The sequence below is a fragment of the Pseudohalocynthiibacter sp. F2068 genome (genome assembly GCF_023015645.1).
GTDB classification, from domain to species: Bacteria; Pseudomonadota; Alphaproteobacteria; order Rhodobacterales; family Rhodobacteraceae; genus Pseudohalocynthiibacter; species Pseudohalocynthiibacter aestuariivivens.
Genome location: NZ_JALKAK010000044.1, coordinates 1 through 373, shown reverse-complemented (window position 1 = coordinate 373; position 373 = coordinate 1). Strand labels below are relative to the sequence as shown.

The window sequence follows — 373 nt, the reverse complement described above, 5'->3', positions numbered from 1 at the left end:
CTGATGGTTTCCACCAACCAAGTCCCATTCCGCACATCGAACAGCAAGCGTTCAGGACAAAGCACGGGGCCTCTTGGTTTTAGGGCTGACAAAGTTCCATCACTTCATTGGTCTTGCATACTCTTGTTTCAGGTCGTTGAGTTCAAACGATCCTCACTTTGTAGCGCTCATTTCGCATCAGCACGGCCCAGATCATACGGGCGGTTTTGTTGGCCATGGCAATTGCGGCCACTCTGCTTGGCTTGCGTGATAGGATGTCTGCAAACCACGGATCAAACTTTTTTGGCTCCGACCTGATCGACCGAATGCGGGACGTCATGCCCAGGACCAACAAACGGCGTATGTATTGATCTCCTATCTTCGAGATGTGGCC

Annotated in this window: 1 pseudogene; it reads right to left on the bottom strand. The window is 51.5% G+C overall.

The features are described from left to right. Positions 1 to 142: 142 nt before the first annotated feature. Positions 143 to 373, bottom strand: a pseudogene (locus tag MWU63_RS20330) (IS110 family transposase); the annotation flags it as partial.